This is a genomic window from uncultured Gemella sp. (assembly GCF_963519265.1).
In the GTDB taxonomy this organism is placed as follows: Bacteria; Bacillota; Bacilli; order Staphylococcales; family Gemellaceae; genus Gemella.
Genome location: NZ_CAUQNQ010000011.1, coordinates 1 through 17,570, shown reverse-complemented (window position 1 = coordinate 17,570; position 17,570 = coordinate 1). Strand labels below are relative to the sequence as shown.

Annotated in this window: 11 protein-coding genes; 8 read left to right on the top strand and 3 right to left on the bottom strand. The window is 29.5% G+C overall.

Annotation, left to right across the window (positions count from 1 at the left end; translation table 11 throughout):
• Positions 1-29 precede the first annotated feature (29 nt).
• Positions 30-1,310, bottom strand: a complete 1,281-nt coding sequence (serS, locus tag RWN11_RS02665) for a serine--tRNA ligase (RefSeq protein ID WP_314160252.1) — start codon at positions 1,308-1,310, stop codon at positions 30-32.
• 309 nt (positions 1,311-1,619) lie between these two features.
• Complete coding sequence (locus tag RWN11_RS02660) at positions 1,620-5,192, bottom strand: pneumococcal-type histidine triad protein (protein ID WP_314160251.1); 3,573 nt, start codon at positions 5,190-5,192, stop codon at positions 1,620-1,622.
• 233 nt (positions 5,193-5,425) lie between these two features.
• Between RWN11_RS02660 and RWN11_RS02655 the strand changes: the two genes are divergently transcribed.
• The 6 genes from RWN11_RS02655 to RWN11_RS02630 all read left to right on the top strand — a co-directional run bounded on the left by RWN11_RS02655 (position 5,426) and on the right by RWN11_RS02630 (position 11,701).
• Positions 5,426-6,271 (top strand): rhodanese-like domain-containing protein, encoded by an 846-nt coding sequence (locus tag RWN11_RS02655; protein WP_314160250.1) that lies wholly within the window; start codon positions 5,426-5,428, stop codon positions 6,269-6,271.
• Between the two features lie 26 nt (positions 6,272-6,297).
• A complete protein-coding gene (locus RWN11_RS02650) occupies positions 6,298-7,668 on the top strand; it encodes a sodium:solute symporter (protein WP_314160249.1) in 1,371 nt (456 codons plus the stop codon).
• 62 nt (positions 7,669-7,730) lie between these two features.
• Positions 7,731-8,636 carry a calcineurin phosphoesterase gene (locus RWN11_RS02645; protein ID WP_314160248.1) on the top strand — a complete coding sequence of 302 codons (906 nt, stop codon included), beginning with the start codon at positions 7,731-7,733 and terminating at the stop codon, positions 8,634-8,636.
• Positions 8,637-8,644: 8 nt separating this feature from the next.
• Positions 8,645-9,196: a GNAT family N-acetyltransferase gene (locus RWN11_RS02640; RefSeq protein WP_314160247.1), complete on the top strand. Its 552-nt coding sequence runs from the start codon at positions 8,645-8,647 to the stop codon at positions 9,194-9,196.
• Between the two features lie 113 nt (positions 9,197-9,309).
• Entirely contained in the window at positions 9,310-11,112 is a 1,803-nt protein-coding gene (pepF, locus tag RWN11_RS02635; protein WP_314160246.1) for an oligoendopeptidase F, read from the top strand.
• Between the two features lie 223 nt (positions 11,113-11,335).
• Complete coding sequence (locus RWN11_RS02630; protein WP_314160245.1) at positions 11,336-11,701, top strand: LPKTxAVK-anchored surface protein; 366 nt, start codon at positions 11,336-11,338, stop codon at positions 11,699-11,701.
• Between the two features lie 72 nt (positions 11,702-11,773).
• Here the strand turns inward: RWN11_RS02630 and RWN11_RS02625 are convergent, their stop codons facing one another.
• Entirely contained in the window at positions 11,774-12,604 is an 831-nt protein-coding gene (locus RWN11_RS02625) for a metallophosphoesterase (RefSeq protein ID WP_314160244.1), read from the bottom strand.
• Between the two features lie 122 nt (positions 12,605-12,726).
• On the opposite strand from RWN11_RS02625, the gene RWN11_RS02620 reads away from it, so the two are divergent.
• Positions 12,727-16,380, top strand: a complete 3,654-nt coding sequence (locus RWN11_RS02620; protein ID WP_314160243.1) for a UvrD-helicase domain-containing protein — start codon at positions 12,727-12,729, stop codon at positions 16,378-16,380.
• Positions 16,381-16,729: 349 nt separating this feature from the next.
• Positions 16,730-17,545 carry a glucosamine-6-phosphate isomerase gene (locus RWN11_RS02615; protein WP_314160242.1) on the top strand — a complete coding sequence of 272 codons (816 nt, stop codon included), beginning with the start codon at positions 16,730-16,732 and terminating at the stop codon, positions 17,543-17,545.
• Positions 17,546-17,570 lie beyond the last annotated feature (25 nt).

The following is a 17,570-nucleotide window of genomic DNA, read 5'->3' as shown; positions in this document are numbered from 1 at the left end:
TTTATTTTATTGTTTTTGAGAATAATTAATTAGTCTCTTTCAATTTTTGTGATTCCACGCATGTATGGACGAAGAACTTCTGGTACTGTGATAGAACCATCTTCATTTTGATAGTTTTCGATTATAGCTGCTAGACAACGTCCTACCGCTAATCCAGAACCGTTTAATGTGTGAATAAATTCAACTTTTCCAGTATCTTCACGTTTGAAACGCATGTTTGCACGACGTGCTTGGAAATCTGTACAGTTTGAACAAGAACTGATTTCTTTATAAGCGTTATAGCTTGGTAACCAAACTTCGATATCATAAGTTTTAGCACTAGAGAATCCTGTATCTCCAGAACATAATGTAATTACACGATATGGTAAGTTTAATTTTTTAAGAATGTTTTCAGCATGTCCAGTCATTATTTCTAATTGTTCATATGAATTTTCAGGTTTAGCAAAACGAACCATTTCTACTTTATTAAATTGGTGAAGACGGATTAATCCACGAGTATCACGACCAGCACTTCCTGCTTCAGATCTGAAACAGATACTGAATGCTGTAACACCTTTTGGTAACATATCTTCAGTTAAGATTTCTCCATTGTAGTAGTTTGTTAATGGAACTTCTGCAGTTGGAATAAGAGTTAATCCCTCAGACTCAACTGTATATACATCTTCAACGAATTTAGGGAATTGACCTGTACCGAATAGAGCAGTTCTATTAACTAATTGAGGTACCATAAATTCTTCATATCCGTGTTCAACAACGTGAGTATCAATCATAAAGTTAATTAATGCACGCTCAAGTAGTGCTCCGGCTTTTTTGTAGAATACGAATCTGCTTCCTGAAATTTTAGATGCACGTTCGAAATCCGCAATATCTAATTCTTCAACTAAATCCCAGTGGGCTTTTGGTTCAAAATCAAATTCTCTTACTTGTCCAATACGACGAACTTCTATGTTTTCATCTTCATCTTCACCGATAGGAGTCTCATCAGAGATAAGGTTAGGGATTCTAATAATTTTTTCGTTAATTTCTTCAGCAATTTGTTTAACTTCAATATCACGAGCTGTAATCTCATCAGAAACGTGTTTCATATCTGCAATTACATCTGAAGCATCTTCACGTTTTCTTTTTAAGATAGCAATCTCTTCACTTTTTTTGTTGCGAAGTGCTTTTAAATCTTCTACTTGAACAAGTAGCTCACGACGTTTTTTATCTAAGTCGATAAGTAAGTCAACCACATCTGTTTCTAAGTTTCTTGCTGCTAACTTTTCTTTTACCATTTCTGGGTTTGCTCTAAATAATTTAATATCTAACATAATTGTATGCTCCTTCTTATAATTAATTTTGACTGAATTTTACAAGTAAAACAAAAAATCCCTTACGTCAAAGACGCAAGGGACGATTAATTTCTATACCGTGGTTCCACCCAAATTCAATCTAAAAGATTCTTGAAATTTAATTTGATATTATTTATAGTAGAATTTTAAAATAAACAATAAGTACTTTCAGCATTTGTACTCTCTCTGGGAATGTTCTTAGATTAAAACATGTCTATAATCAAATTTTATATATTTATTTAATATAATTTTACTCTATTTTTATCTTTTTTGTCAAGTCTTTTTAGGTTATTTTTCTTCTGTTGAATTATTTGAAGTTTCCCCTGTTGGTGTAGTTGTGTTGTTAGAAGTTTTTTCTTTTTCTGTGTTGTTTTTGTTTTCGTTGCTTGTTGTGTTGTTTTCTGGATTTGAAACTTCGCTTTCTGAGTTAAGAGTCGTACTATTTTCATTTTCTGTTGAAGCTTCTTTTGGTTTAGCATTTGCCAATAATGCAGCAAGTAATCTATCGATATCATTAATTAATATCGTTTCGGCTTTTCCTCCAAGTGTGAAGTTCACCGCTTTTCCGTATGGTGTTTCAATAACATTTAATGAATCTGGAGAAAGTTTAAAGATTCCCGCAAGTAAGTTTACTTTTGCAGTTTCTTCTGGAGTAAGTTCTACTTTTTTATTATCTGTCGTATTATTTTCTTCTTTAGGTGTACTTACTTCATTGTTAGGTTGATTTCCAGTGTTACTACCATTATTTGTGTTATTATCTTTTTCTTCTTCTGGTTTCACTTCAGTGGCTGGAGTAGTAGTTTCAGTTTTTTCTGTTGTTTTATTTGCATATTTTTCAAAATCTGCTCTGTCATATTTAGCATTAGAGAATTCGATTGGAAATGAAGGATCGTTGGCTTCTTTAGCGAATTGATCAGCTGAAGAGCGAAGTGTTGCACCATCACTGTCAGTCTTATTTAATTTATTATAGTTCTTACCGAATTCTACTTTTGAACTTTCATTATGTTCCAGTGCATAGTGAAGAGCATTTTTCGCATTAATCAGTCTTGTTACAAGTGTTCTCATTGGTGTTCTAGTGATGGATGCTTGAGATTCATAAGAATCTTTTACAAGAGAAGCAAGTTCTTCACGTAAGTTATTATCAATTTTGTCACTATCAATATTTTCTAAAAAGTATTTTATGTAACTAACTGTTGTTATACCTTCGCGATCTTCGAATTTTTTAAGTTCATCTAACATATGGCTAACTTTGTTTAGTGTATTAGCATCTTTATTTGAGCTAGCTTCATTTAACTCGTTAGTTAAGTCAGTTTTTGAAAGACCATATTTTTCAATATCAGTGTCTTTGATTCTATTTAGTAGAGTATTATATTTTTTAACTAATTCATCATTTTTAGAAGTGTCCGCATTAGCTTTTTCTTGGATGTATTTTTTATCAAAATTATTTAACATTTCAAGGTAACCGTTAGTAGAGTTAGTCGGTAATTCTTCTATTGTTGCACGTAATTGATCTAGTGCACGGTTTACACGGTTTGCTTGTTTTTTATCATCGCTGTGTTTAGCAAGGTTATTAGCTTTAAGTTCCTCGATACGTTTGAATACAGCTTCTTTATCGAAGTCTCCTGAAACATAGTTTCCTGTGATATTAGGAATTCTATTTTTGTAATAAATATCTGCTCCTTTAGATAAAATTTTAACAAAGTGATCGTGATCTCCGTGAGGTATTACAAATTTATCCCCATCACGTTTAATTTTATCTGCAGGAATACCTGTTCGTTTTGATAAAGCAAGTAATTCATTTTCAAAATCCACTTCATCGTCACCTGTAACCTCTGGAATATGGAATTTCTCACGAGGAATCAGATATGGGTGAATGTGTGTTGGATCGTAAGCGTGAGCTGGTTCATTGAATACGAAGAAATCTTTTGTTACTTTAACAGCTTCTTTTGGTACTCCGTAGACTTCAGCAATGTAGTTAATTTGTTTTTGAATTTCTTCAGTAATATTTACGTCAGTCTCATCAATATGAATTGCATTTAATAATACAGTGTGACTATGATCACCATGAGGATAAGTTAATGCTTGACCGTTTTCAGTTTCTACTAATTTAATAAGTTTAGGGTCAATTCCTAGTATTTTAGCAAGGTGATTAATTTTTTTAGTCACTTCTTCAGAATAATTTTCTTTATTTTCTGTATTATTTTCTTCTTTGTTGTTTTCTGTTGGCTTTTCAGTAGTTGACTCAGTTACATCGTTAACATTAATATTATCTAATAATGTTGTTTTACCGTCATATGAAAGAGCATCTCCTTGTGCTGTAGATACATATTTAATTGAGCTTTTATCAATGTTATTTTTATTTGATAAGTAATTTATTTTTTCAGTTACTTTATCTTCTAATTCTTTATACTCTTTTTTAGCTTGTTCTAAATATTTTTCAGGAATTAATTTTTCAAATTTAGAATTCACTAGTTGTTTATAGTATACAAAGTGTTGGTGTCCATTATGATCAATCACTAGTCCTAATGAAGTCGGAGTACCAACAGTATTTTCATTTAAAATAAACCCATCACTAGTCTCAAATTGAACTCCAGCAAATGATAAAATGCTAGGTCTTACAACTGTTTCTTCTACTTTTGGTTTCTCTTCATTTTTCACTTCAGGTAAAGAAGGAGTAGGAATAACTGGAGCTGGTTTAGCAGTTTCAGCTGGTTTCTCTTCATTTTTCATCTCAGGTAAAGTAGGCGTAGGGATAACTGGCGTTGGTTTAGCAGTTTCGACAGGTTTTTCTACTTTATTCTTTGGAATATAGTGGAAATGATCTCCATGGCGTACTGTATATCCATTTTCATCTTCGCTTACTATATCTTTTGGATCAAATTTATAATCATCTCCATGTTCTGATGAATGTTCATTATGTGAATGTTCATTATGCTCATCGTTTGATATATTTTCATGATGGTCATGATGATTGTCATTTACTATATTAGTTTTCGGAGTGTTTACTACTGTTGTATTAGTGTTATTAGTTGTAGTTCCTTGATCATTTAATAAATATTCCCATTGTGTTCCTCTTAATTGTGAATATGGAATTATATGTTGATGACTACCGTGTTGAACTATAAAGCCAAAACTGTTTCTTCCTATAATATCACTTTCACCTTTAAAGATATAGCCATCACTCGTTGGAGTTGTTACTCCCGCTGTTGATGATGCTAAAGAAGGATTAACTCCAGCTTCTTTTACTTGTGATAATTGTGTGCTTGATAATTCACTCTTCTTAATATAGTGGAAGTGATCTCCATGGCGAACTACATAACCATCTTGAGTTTCACTTACGATATCTTTCGGATTAAATGTGTAGTTATCTCCATTTCCTTTAGATTCACTAGATTCACCATGGTGATGATGGTGATGTGCGTATGCAGAAATTTCTTTCGCAGTTTTTTCATCTACAACGTTATTTTGAGTTGTTCCTTCTTTTGGATAGTAGTAATATTTACCATTTACTTTTATAACATAACCTTCAGCAAGTTCATACTGAATATCTTCATTTTTTAGTTTATAGTCTTTATTTTTATAAACTAATGAATCAAGAATTTTAGCGTTGTAAGGTACTAATCCTTTTTCATAATGGCTATGATCGCCATGAAGTGTAACATAACCATCTTCCGTAATTTCACTTACTACTACTGAGCTAACTTTGTCCGAGTAATTAATTTTTTTTGCTTGTGCTGTATTTTGCACTAGTGGTGCAGATTCATATGCTTGGTGTTTTCCGTATTCGTATCCTGCAAATGCAGATAACCCGATTACTAATGAACCGCAGGCACCAGTAATTATCATCTTTTTCTTGTTCATGTATTTTCTCCTTATATTCAATTCCAAACAATTCCGATTTATTATAACATGATTATTTACGGTTGTAAATAGTTGTGTTTACGATTTGTAAAAATATTATTTATTAAATTTGTATATACTTAGTTGTTTTAAAAATGTAATAATTTTATGATATTTAGAAAGCGAAATTATATTTTTTAATTAAAAGCTGTGATATAATTAATCATATATATAGTCAGAAAGGAGAAATAGTTATGACACAATTTGATTTTAAAAAGTTGGTTGATGCTGAGCATTTATTAAATAATAGAACAAATAGCAATGTCGTTGTAATAGATGCACGTGGAGGAATGCTTGAAGAAGGTTCTTTAATGTATGACAAAGCAATCATTGTTGATTGGACTGATATAAGTTTACTTGGAGAATTTGGGGGAGAAGATTTAGGAAAATTATTATCTAAAGAGAATTATCAACAAATTTTTTCTAAACTAGGAATTACAGATAAATCAGAAGTGTTAGTATATGGTTTTACTATGCCTGAACAAGGATTTGGAGATGAGGCAAGAGTTCTTTATACATTTAGTTATGCAGGATTTGATAATGTTAAGTTCATTGATGGTGGTTTTAAACAAGTTGAAAAATTAGGATTTAATAAAAATTATGAACCATCATCTGACAGAATTGATGTTAGCGATGTAGTTCGTAACGAAGCAACTCAAAATGAAAAAGCTATTTACACAGACGAATTATTATCAAAAATAGGTAATACAGATGTTCAAATTATAGATACTAGACTAGAAGTTGAATATAATGGTCGTGTAATTTATGGAGAAAATAAAGCAGGTCATATTCCTGGTGCAATTTCTCTACCGTTTAATTCGTTAGTTGATAGTAATGGATTTTTAAAATCTAGAGCAATATTAGAAAAATATGTAACTGACAAAGGACTAGATAAAAATAAACTACAGGTTACTTATTGTACTACTGGAGTTCGTGCTTCGTACGTTGCGGTAATATTAGAAGAGTTAGGTTTTAAAGTACGAAACTATGAGCCTTCATTCGCTAGATACGCTAATGTTGGAGAAGTAGTATCAAATTAGAAAAATAAGGAGAAATATTATAGAAAATGAATGATATGACAGGATATCTATTTTGGGGATTTTTAATTGTTTATGGAGTGGTAATGTTTTTATTATCACCTAAGAAAGTAACAGAAGCTGGATTCTTTAGAGGTGATGGTAACAGAGGTGAAAAACCTACTGAGATGATGCTTATGTTAAGTATTTTTATAAGTTGGATTTTCGCTAAATCTGTAACTAACGCTGCAAATTTAGGAGCACAATACGGATTTATAGGTGGATTAGCTTATGCAACATATTGGCTTTGTATTCCTATTTGTGGTTTAGCAATTTATAGATTAAGAACAAAGTATCAAGCAAAAGGGTTAGTAAGTTTTTTAACTTCTAATTATGGAAAAGCAGCTTCTGTTGCATTTTCAGCTGCAATACTTATTCGTTTATTTAATGAAGTATGGAGTAATACTTCTGTTGTAGGTGGGTATTATGGAAAGGCAGGTAGTAAAGAATTTATCATCTCTGCAATTTTATTTACTGCTATTACTTTAGGTTATACTGTACTTGGTGGACTAAGAAGTTCAATCGTAACTGATGTTATCCAAGCTGTTATTTTTATATTCTTTGTTGGTTGGGTAGTTACTTTAATCTTACCGCAGCACAACATTAGTGATTTTGTAACATCAGGAAATTGGGCAATGAACGCTGGTGTAGATATGTTACTTGTAACAATTCTACAATTATTCAGTTATCCATTCCACGATCCAGTACTTACAGATAGAGGATTTATAGCTAGTGAGAAGACTATGCTTCGTGCATTTTTCGTATCTGGTATTTTAGGATTCTTCTCTATTCTAATCTTTAGTTTTATTGGAATTCATGCGAAATTAATTGGAATGGAAGTAAGTAGCAACGTTCCAGCAGCTTTAGGTAAAACATTAGGTGTCGTAGGGTATTTTGCTATGATAGTAGTAATGGTATCGGCAGCAGGTTCTACACTTGACTCTACATTTGCAAGTTTAGGGAAGTTAACTGCTAAGGATTTACCAGAAATGTCTAATAGAGGACTAAAAAATCCTAAGAAAGTAGCTATTTTATTTATGATTGCATTTGCTATTATAGGTAATCTTCCAATGATTATGGGAACAGATATTCTTAAAGCTACAACGATTAGTGGAACAATGGTAATTGGACTAGCACCGATTTTCTTATTACATGGTTTTGTTAAACCAACAAAATTAGGATTCCACTTGAGTTTTTGGATTGGAATTATTTTAGGAATACTTTTAACTATTAACTTAATTCCTACAAGTTGGGCTATTGGTACAGGTAAGAATGCATTACTATTAGGAGTTAATTTATACGGATTAATTTTATGTACTATTGGTTATGTAGTACCAGGAATGTTCGCAAAAAATAAATAAATATAATATAATAAAAGTAAAGATGATAAGTCTTTACTTTTATTATATTTGGAGAGAATTATATGGGAAAAGGTAGAAATTGTTCATTAGAGTATATTCTTCAAAAGGATTGGACAAAAAAAATTAAAAAATTAGAAGCAGAAGTAATCTATATAGTTGGAGGATTATATGGAAATAGATACGCTTTAGAAATTATCAATAAGATGGCACAGGATGAAAATGCGAAGGTAGTTTTTAATGGCGATATGCATTGGTTTGATGTAGAAAAGGAAGATTTTTTAATGATTGAGGAGTTATCTAAAGACAGTATAAAACTTCTAGGAAATGTTGAATTTGAATTATTAAATAATACATCATCTTTAGGATGTGGTTGTAATTATCCCGAGGATGTTAGTGATGGAGTAGTAGAACGATCAAATATTATTCATAATATGATGAAAGAAAATATTAAAGGTAATCAAATTCTTAATGATGTAAAAGAACGTTCAAAAACCTTAGTTTTAGATTTTTTTGGTAAAAAGATTGCAATTACTCATGGTGATGAAAAAAGTATGTCGGGTTGGAAATGTTCAAATGAGAATTTAAAATTAGAATCTAGAAAGAAAGAATTAGACAATTGGTTTAAAGAGAATAGTATAGATATACTAGCAACCACACACACATGTTTACCAGTTGTATATAATAATGGAAGAAATATTGTTATTAATAATGGTGCAGCTGGAATGGCGAATATACAGGGGCAAACATTTGGTCTATTTACTAGAATAGCTAGAAGTAAGCATGAAAAAGCAATTATTTCACAAGAAATAGGTGAATTATTTGTTGAGTTAGTTAAAGTTGATTTTGATATAGAAAAATTCAAGTTATGGTTTGGAAAAATATGGTCAGATGATTCACCAGCGAGTATTTCATATAAAAATAGAATTATAAATGGAACATCATTAGCAATAGAAGATATTATTGTTTAGGAGGTCGTATGATTAGAAAAGCAATAAAAGAGGACTTTAGAGTAGTAGAAGGACTATTTAAGTTTATTAAATCATTAGAGATAGATATATTTAAAGATTATTCAGAGGGAAAAATTTATGAGATTTTAGAATATGTATTCGCGTCTAAATATGATAGATTTAGTTATAAAAATTGTATGGTATATGAAAAAGAGGGCGAAATAAAAGGTTTTTCTTTTACATATCATTATGATGAAGTCGAAAAAATGAAAAAATTTTGGTATGATGAAATCATTAGTTACTTTGATTTGAAAGAAGATACAATAATTTTCGATTATAATGAAGTGTTACAAGGAGAATTCTATTTAGATACATTATTTGTTTTTTCTGATGCCAGAGGAGAAGGTATTGGTAATAAACTATTAACAGAATTCGTTAATAGTGAAGAAGCTAAGTTAAGTTTAAATGTTGCACAATCAAATAATAGAGCGAGAAAGTTATACGAAAGTTATGGATTTAAAAAAGAATGTGAAATATTTATAGGTCATGAGGAATATGATCATTTAATAAAAAGAAAATAAGTTGCTCAAATCGTATTTTCAGAAAATTTATTTTAATTTTAAAAATATAAATTACCAAATTATTAAAATATGTGATATAATTGAGAATATGTATAAACATAAGGAGAAAAAATATGGTTGAATTACTAAGAAAAGATCAAAAAGTTGAAAATACTTGGGACTTAGAATCAATGTTTAAAACAAATGAAGATTTTTGGAACCAATTTAAAGAAGTAGAAAAACTTATTCCAGAAATAAAAAACTATAGAGGAAAAGTTAAAGAAGGTGCAAAAGGACTATTAGAAGTATTTAAAGCCGAAGAAGATATGTCTTTAAAAATGGAGCAATTAACTATTTATGCTTTTTTAAGAAAAGATCAGGATAGTACTAATGCTGAATACGGTGAAATATATGCTAAAACAATGAATTTAAGTTCTAAGTTTTATGCGGAATGGTCGTTTTTAAAACCAGAACTTCTTTCGATTGAAGAAAATGTCCTATTAGGGTATGTAGACGAATTAGATGAACTGAAAGTTTATAAGTTTGAGTTAGAAAAACTAAATAAAAAACGTCCTCACACATTAGATGCAGAACAAGAAAGAATCATAGCGATGGCTGGTGAGGCACTAAATGCAAGTGATGAAACTTTTTCAGCGTTAAATAATGCTGATGTTGAATTTGAACAAGTAGAAGATAAAGATGGAAATAAACATACTCTAACTCATGGAACGTATGGTACTTATATGGAGAGTACAGATAGAGTACTTAGAAAAAATACATTCCATGCCTTGTATGATTATTTCAAAAAACATAATAATACGTTAGCATCTACATTAGGTGGAAATTTAAAACGAAAAAAATATTATGCAGATGTGTATAAGTATTCATCAACAAGAAATAATGCATTATCTAATAACTTAATTCCAGAAGAAGTCTATGATAATTTAGTATCAGTAGTAAATGAAAAAATTCCTGCACTACAAAAATATTATAGTCTACATAAAAGAGCAAAAGGATTTGAAGACTTCAGATTATACGATAGATCAGTATCGATGGTAAAAGGAGAACCATTAAAATTCACATTTGATGAGGCTCGTGATATTGTGCTTGAAGCTGTTAAACCAATGGGTGAAGAATACGTTAATGACATGAGAAGAGCGTTCACAGAACGTTGGATTGATGTTTATCCAAATAAAGGTAAACGTTCTGGTGCTTATTCATGGGGTGGATATACTACAAAACCATTTGTACTATTAAATTTTGATGGAACATTAAATGATGTATATACTTTAATTCATGAACTTGGGCACTCTATGCATTCTTACTATACTAGAAAACATCAGCCATATGTTTATGGAGATTATTCAATCTTTGTTGCAGAGGTTGCATCAACTTGTAATGAAGCATTATTAACTGAGTACCTTTATAATAAATTTGAAAAAGAAGGTAACAAAAATGGTATGCTACGTGTACTTAACCAGGCATTAAGCGGCTTTACAGCAACAGTATATCGCCAAACTCAATTTGCAGAATTTGAGCATAAAATTAACCAACACCTTCAAAATGGTGGAGCAATTACGGCTGATTATTTAAATACTGAGTACTTTAACTTGGTTAAGAAATACTACGGGGATGTCTTTACTTATGATGAAGATATAAAATATGAATGGTCTAGAGTACCGCACTTCTATTACAATTACTATGTATACCAATATGCTACTGGATATTCGGCAGCACAAGCATTATCAAAACTAATCTTAGAAGATAGTAAAAATGCTAAAGTTTATATTGATGAATTTCTTTCAAAAGGATGCTCTAATTATCCAATAGAAGTTCTAAAGAATGCTGGAGTAGATATGTCTAAACCGGCTGCTATAGAATTAGCACTTCAAGGTTTCGAAGAAAAAATAGAAAAATTTGAAAAATTATATTTTTAAAATTTAAGAAATCACTTGTATAGTTAAATAGGTTATACAAGTGATTTCTTATTTATGCTTCAGAGGTTTAAAATATTAAAATTATAAAATAAAAACTTAGTTTTCTTAATAAAAGTTAATTTTAAAGGTTTTTGTTTACGTAAAAAAACAAATTTTTATTGATATAATTATGGAGTAGCAGTATAATATATTTGAAAAATTAATTGTAAAGGAGATTTTTAATATGAAATCTAAAAAATTATTACTAACAGCTTTAGTAGCACTTGCTGTTCCATTTGGAACACTTTCAGGAGGATTTGTAAAAGCTGAAGGAACACCTCAACCAGTAACGCCTTCAACAGTTACACCAAAAGATCATCCAACAGATACACCAACTGCCAAAGAATCGAATGATGCTGAAAATAAATATTTAGATGCTGCAGAAGCCGAATATAAAAAATTAAATATAAAATATGAAACAGGAGCAGCCCTAGTTAATACAAAACCAGAATATAAACTTCCAGATGCTACGAAAACACCTAAAAAACACGTAAATCCAATGAATAAAAATGTTAGAAAAGCATTGCCAAAAACTTCAGCTGTAAAATAATATAATTAAAATACCGACTCTGAAAAGAAAGAATCGATTTCTAACTTTTTGAGTCGGTATATTATTTCTATTTTATTTTTTTAATGTTGCTAAAACTAACTCTATTCTATTATTAATCCTAATAGGGAATGAGCTGTTACCAAGACCTTGAGAAACAATTAAAGTTGAATCTTTTAGAACATAGTTTCCATTAGTATATTTTGGAAAGAAGCCTTGGCTAGGAGAGAAAATACCACCTACAAATGGAATTCTCCATTGACCGCCATGCGCATGACCTGAAAAGATAAGTTCATATTTTATATCTGCGTAAATCGGAAACTTCTCAGGTCTATGTGATAAAAGTATATTAAAGTGATTAGGAGAGTAAAGTTCTTCTAGAGTTTTTATGAAGTTTGCTCTATGATTTAGCTTATCTTCATTTTTAAAGAAATTATAATCCTCAACCCCAACCAAATTAATACTTTCATTATTTCTTGTGATTAATAGATTACTATTGTGTATATACGTAATATTAAGTTTTTTCATTCTATTTTTAAGTTGCTCGTATTCTTCAGGAAGTCTTAGTTCATGATTTCCAGAGACGAAATAACATGGAGCTACTATTGCTAATTGACTTAGAATGTTATAAGCAATATCCATATCATTATTATAGCTATCTAGAATATCTCCAGTAATAACAATTATATCCGGTTTAAAATCCTTAATTTTTTTTATAAATGACAAATCACTATATCCAATCCTATCACAGTGAATGTCGCTAACTTGAGCTATTTTAAAATTGTCAAAAGCTTGAGGTAGTTTATCAAATTTGAGAGTAGTTTTTCTTACTTTTAATTTTTTATTTTGTCTTATTATTGAACTAGCCGCAATAATCGGAGCTAGCGCTAAAATTTTTCGATTCATTACATTTCACCTTTAAAATATTTTAGTAATAAACATAATAGTATTTTAAAATATTATACCATAAAGCTTAAAGTATGTTAAAATATATAATGATAATTAATGTAAAATTAGAGGATAATTATATGATAAAAATTGAGAAGATTGATAAAATAGCGGCTTCTAGAAAGCATTCTTATTCAGCCCCGCAATGGCAAGCAATAGCTATTACCGGTGCTGATGTTCTTGTTGCGGCAGCTGCTGGAAGTGGTAAAACTGAAGTGCTCTCTGAGAGAATTGCAAGAAAGGTAGCTTCTAATAGATGGGATGTGGATCGTCTACTAGTACTAACATTCACGACTGCTGCGGCGAAGAATATGATTGTAAGAATTGAGAATAAAATCAGTGAACGATTACTATCTACTAATAAGGAAGAAGATTTAATATATTTAAGAAAACAAAGGATGTTAATGAATGATGCTTATATAAGTACTATTGATAGTTTTTGTTTAAATGTACTGAAGAAATTTTATTATCTAGTTGAAGAGAAGATTGATAATGAAATTAAATATTTATCACCTAATTTTAGTATACTTGCGAATAGTAAGGGGTTATTGAATGAAACGATAGGAAATGTTCTTGAACAATTAGTACAGGAAGATTCTAGTACTACTGATTTATTATTTACTGTATTTGGCTCTAAACAAAATATTAGCTCTTATATTATTGATTTATACTATAAACTATTAAATATTCCAAATTTCCAAAATTATCTAGATGAAGATTTTACAAAACTAAACAATTTAGTAACTACCAATTTTGAAGTTGAAGAAAATAGTGTAATAGTTAAGTTTAGTAAAGTTAGTGAGCTAACTCAAAAGGAAAGTATAGCTACTGCGATAGATTTCAGTAAGTATGTACAACAGTATTTAATAAATAGTAAGAAGGAAAGTTCATTAGATATATTGTCTCTTGTAAATTTGGATGAAACAAAAAAAGAGAAGCTTGCAAAGTATGTAGAAGAAGATGAAGTTTCTTTCAAGAGCAATCAAGAACAACTTGAAGAGATAGAAGAGCTTATTGGTAAACTTAATACACAGTTTGAGATTGAAGATAGTATTTATGATGCTGGGTTATTAAGTGAAGTTCACGAAATTCTTATTGATTATCTAAATTATTTTAAAGTTTTAGAAAAAATGAATTTATTGTCTAAGTCCATTACAAGTGTATTGAAGAAACTGCACAATGATTTCATAAAAAGAAAACGTGAAAATAACTTTTTAGACTTTTCTGATTTAAATCATCTTGCTATAAAGGCTTTAACTAGAGAAGAAAATGGAGAAATTGTTCCTAGTGAAGCGGCTCAGTTCTATAAAAATTATTTCTTAGAAATATATGTTGATGAATATCAAGATAATAATAACCTTCAAGAGTATATCTTAAATTTAATCAGAGGAGAAGGAGTTTACTTCTTTAGGGTAGGCGATGTAAAACAAGCAATCTATGGCTTTAGAGGTTCAAATCCTGATTTATTCGAACAGAAATATAATAGTTATAAAAAACTAGAAATTGATAATTATTCAGAAAAACAAGAATATTCTTTTGAAGATGAATCTGAAGGAATCTGTATAGTTTTAAAAGAAAATTTTAGAAGTGATGTTAATATATTAAAATCTAGTAATTATATTTTTAATAGACTTATGGAAAATAAAAATGCTGGGGTAAGTTATGGAGAAGATAGTGCATTATATTATCCGAAAGTAAAAGAAAGGAATAGTTCTAAAATTATTCCAACTAGGTTAATTAATGGTAAGATTAATTATTTTACAGGTGAACTTTTAGAAGATAAAAAATCTTATAGAGAACAATCTATAGAAAATATTGCCTATGAAATATTATTAGGTGTAAAAAATGGCAAAAAATATAGTGACTATGCTATTTTAGTTAGAAATAGCACAAAAATGTCTAGTTTTAAAGAAGTTTTTGTTAAATACAATATACCGTTATTCTTTAAGGAAAAGGTAGGATTTACTGAATCTAATGCATTTAATATTTTGTATAATATGCTTAGATTTTTAGATAATACGAACAGAGATGCTAGTTTACTTGCAATTTTACATACTGAGGTATTTGATTACAGTAATGATGAATTATTAAAATTATCCATAACAAAAGGAAAAAATCTTTTTGAAAAATTACAAAATAGTGAAAAGAAAAAAGATTATAATACTGTAAATCTATTAAAAAAATGGTTGAATTTTAGCTTGAATAATTCATTACCAAGTCTATTAGAATGCATAGCTACTGATATAGATTTTAAAAATTATTTAGTAACAATTGATGTAAATGATGAAGAATTAGATTATTATGAAAACTTTATAGATATTGTCAATGATTATCAAAATATAGATAATAAATTGAGTGGCTTGGTAAATCAATTAAAAACTATAAAAAATGATGAGGTATTTGAAACGAAAAAACGTACACCAAATGATAGTGTAACTTTATCTACGATTCATATTTCAAAAGGATTGGAATATAAGATAGTTTTCGTGGCAGATTTAGATACATCATTTAGTAAAAGAGGATATACAGGTGAAGTATTATTCACTGAAATCTTTGGTTTAAGTATCAATGCTGAAGAGGTAGGTCAAAAGTTTGGCTTAATTTCTAGCAATATAGAAAAATTAAATCAGCTGTATAAATATAATAGTATTTTAATAAAATTACGTGAAAGAGAAGAAGAAGTACGTAATTTATACGTTGCACTGACTCGTGCTGAAAATTCGCTACATCTTGTGAGTCCAAATGGAGTAGAACTAAACAACGAGAAGGCTAAAGATAAATCGTTGTACCAAGCTCTAATAGAGGATGATAATTTTGAGAAAATCTTAAATAATCTACTTAGTGATTATGGAGAAGAGTTTATTTTTGAAAATGAAAAAGACGCTTTATTTAAAGATTATGAAAGTGAGCCTCTTGTAAAAGACGAAGAAGATAGTTCGGGATTTGATTTACAAGATTTTTATAAACAATTTGAGAGTAAGCAACACGATGAATCTAGCAAGCAAAGTGATAATCTTACGATTGAAGTAAAAAATAAAGTATTTCCTGCCAAAACTTCATATAGTGCCTTGAAAAAAATTAATACTAAAGATCATGAGTGGAATCATAAAAAAGAAAAACGAGGATATTTAGAATTAACTACATTAAAAAAATCAACATCTACTAGCAAGGCGATTTTAAGAGGGAATATCATTCATAAGCTTTTTGAGAAGATAGTTAATGATACTAGAGCAGGAGTAGAGATTTCGGATGTAGTGAGTTACATCGATAGCTTAATGAAAACAGATAATTTACTACAGAATATAAAAGAACATAGAATACTTTCTCAAGAGGAATTTGATAATATAAATAATAAAGATGATTTAGAAAAGATTACTAACTTCATTAATAGTGAGTTAATAAAATTAGTATCTAAAAGTAAGTTCTGTCAAACCGAGATAGCTTTCACAACTGCCAAGAAAGCAAAAGAATTATATGATGATAGTGAAAGTGATATAGATGTAATACTGCAAGGGGTTGTCGATTTATTTATTAAAATTTCTGATGATGAAGCAATTATCGTAGATTACAAAACGGATCACGTAACTAGTAGAAACGGAGAAGAAGTTTTACGAGATAGACATAGAGAGCAACTTAGAATTTATAAAGAAGCAGTAGCAGAATATTATAAATTAAATAATATTAAAACTTATGTGTATTCTTATGTTCTGTCAAGTTTAATTGAAATAGAGTAACTAAAAATAATAGATAAATTTCCAATTTAAGTTTCAGTTAGAAAATTAGTTTTAGGTTAAGGGGCTGATCCAAAAGACCTAAAACTTAACAAAGTTCTTATGATAACTCATAGACGCAGTGGTTTATTGATATCTAAATTCGCTTTATGAAAGCTTTTTAGATATCTAATAAACTTTGCGGAGGCGACTCGACAAAATCGTTTCTCCGAAATCACGATTTTTGAGTCACTCCCTTACTTTGGGAATTAACATAAAAACAATAGCACAATTATGAAATGTTAGCACGTTGTTAGTAGGAAGCAATTGTGGTATAATATTAAATGATTTATTATAATTTGGAGGTGAAATCGTGAAATATATAGTTTGTAATAGTGAAACAGCAGTTTTAAATAGAATGTATGATGAATTTGAAAAAAATTTAGAAGATGGGGCAGTTATCTGTTTGCCAGAAAATATAATAAATACTCAATTCACAAACAGAATGATAGATGATAATAAAATGGGGAAATATCGTTATAAACATATAATTATGTTAGGACAACGAGAATTTGCTGATATCGATATTGAGGAAAGATTTGGATTATATCGATATGCTAGACATGAGTTATTTAAAAAACTAGACGTAGAGACGAAAAATATTTATTATCCTCAAACATTAAATAGTAATGAATGCGAAGAAGACTTGAGTAGTTATAGTGAAGTGTTGTCTGAAAATCCTATTGATGTTGCAGTAGTATTCCTAGGATCTGATGGTGGAATACTCGATTATCGTTATGCAGATGAAGTAAACAAAGATCTTCACATTGTAGAGTTTTCAGATGAAGAAAAATCACAGCTTCAAGAGGCTGGAATGGAAATTAAAGGTAATAAATTAATTAGTATTGGATATGAAAATCTAATGGCAGCTAGAAATTTATTCGTTGTTGTATTAGGTAGTGATAAGAGACAATACATAGCAGAATTATTTGAGAATGAAGACTCAGAAAATAAAACTATTCTGTCAATCTTAAATAATCATAAAAATCTTTTTATATTTACGGATAAGGATGCTAGTTACAAATCAGAAGAAGAAGTAAATAGACTTATTAAGCAAAGGCAAAAAAGATTAGAAATTAAAGAACGAGAAGAAAAATTACAAAATGAGGAGAAAAAAAAGGATAGGTAATAAGTATGAATGATTATCAGAAAAT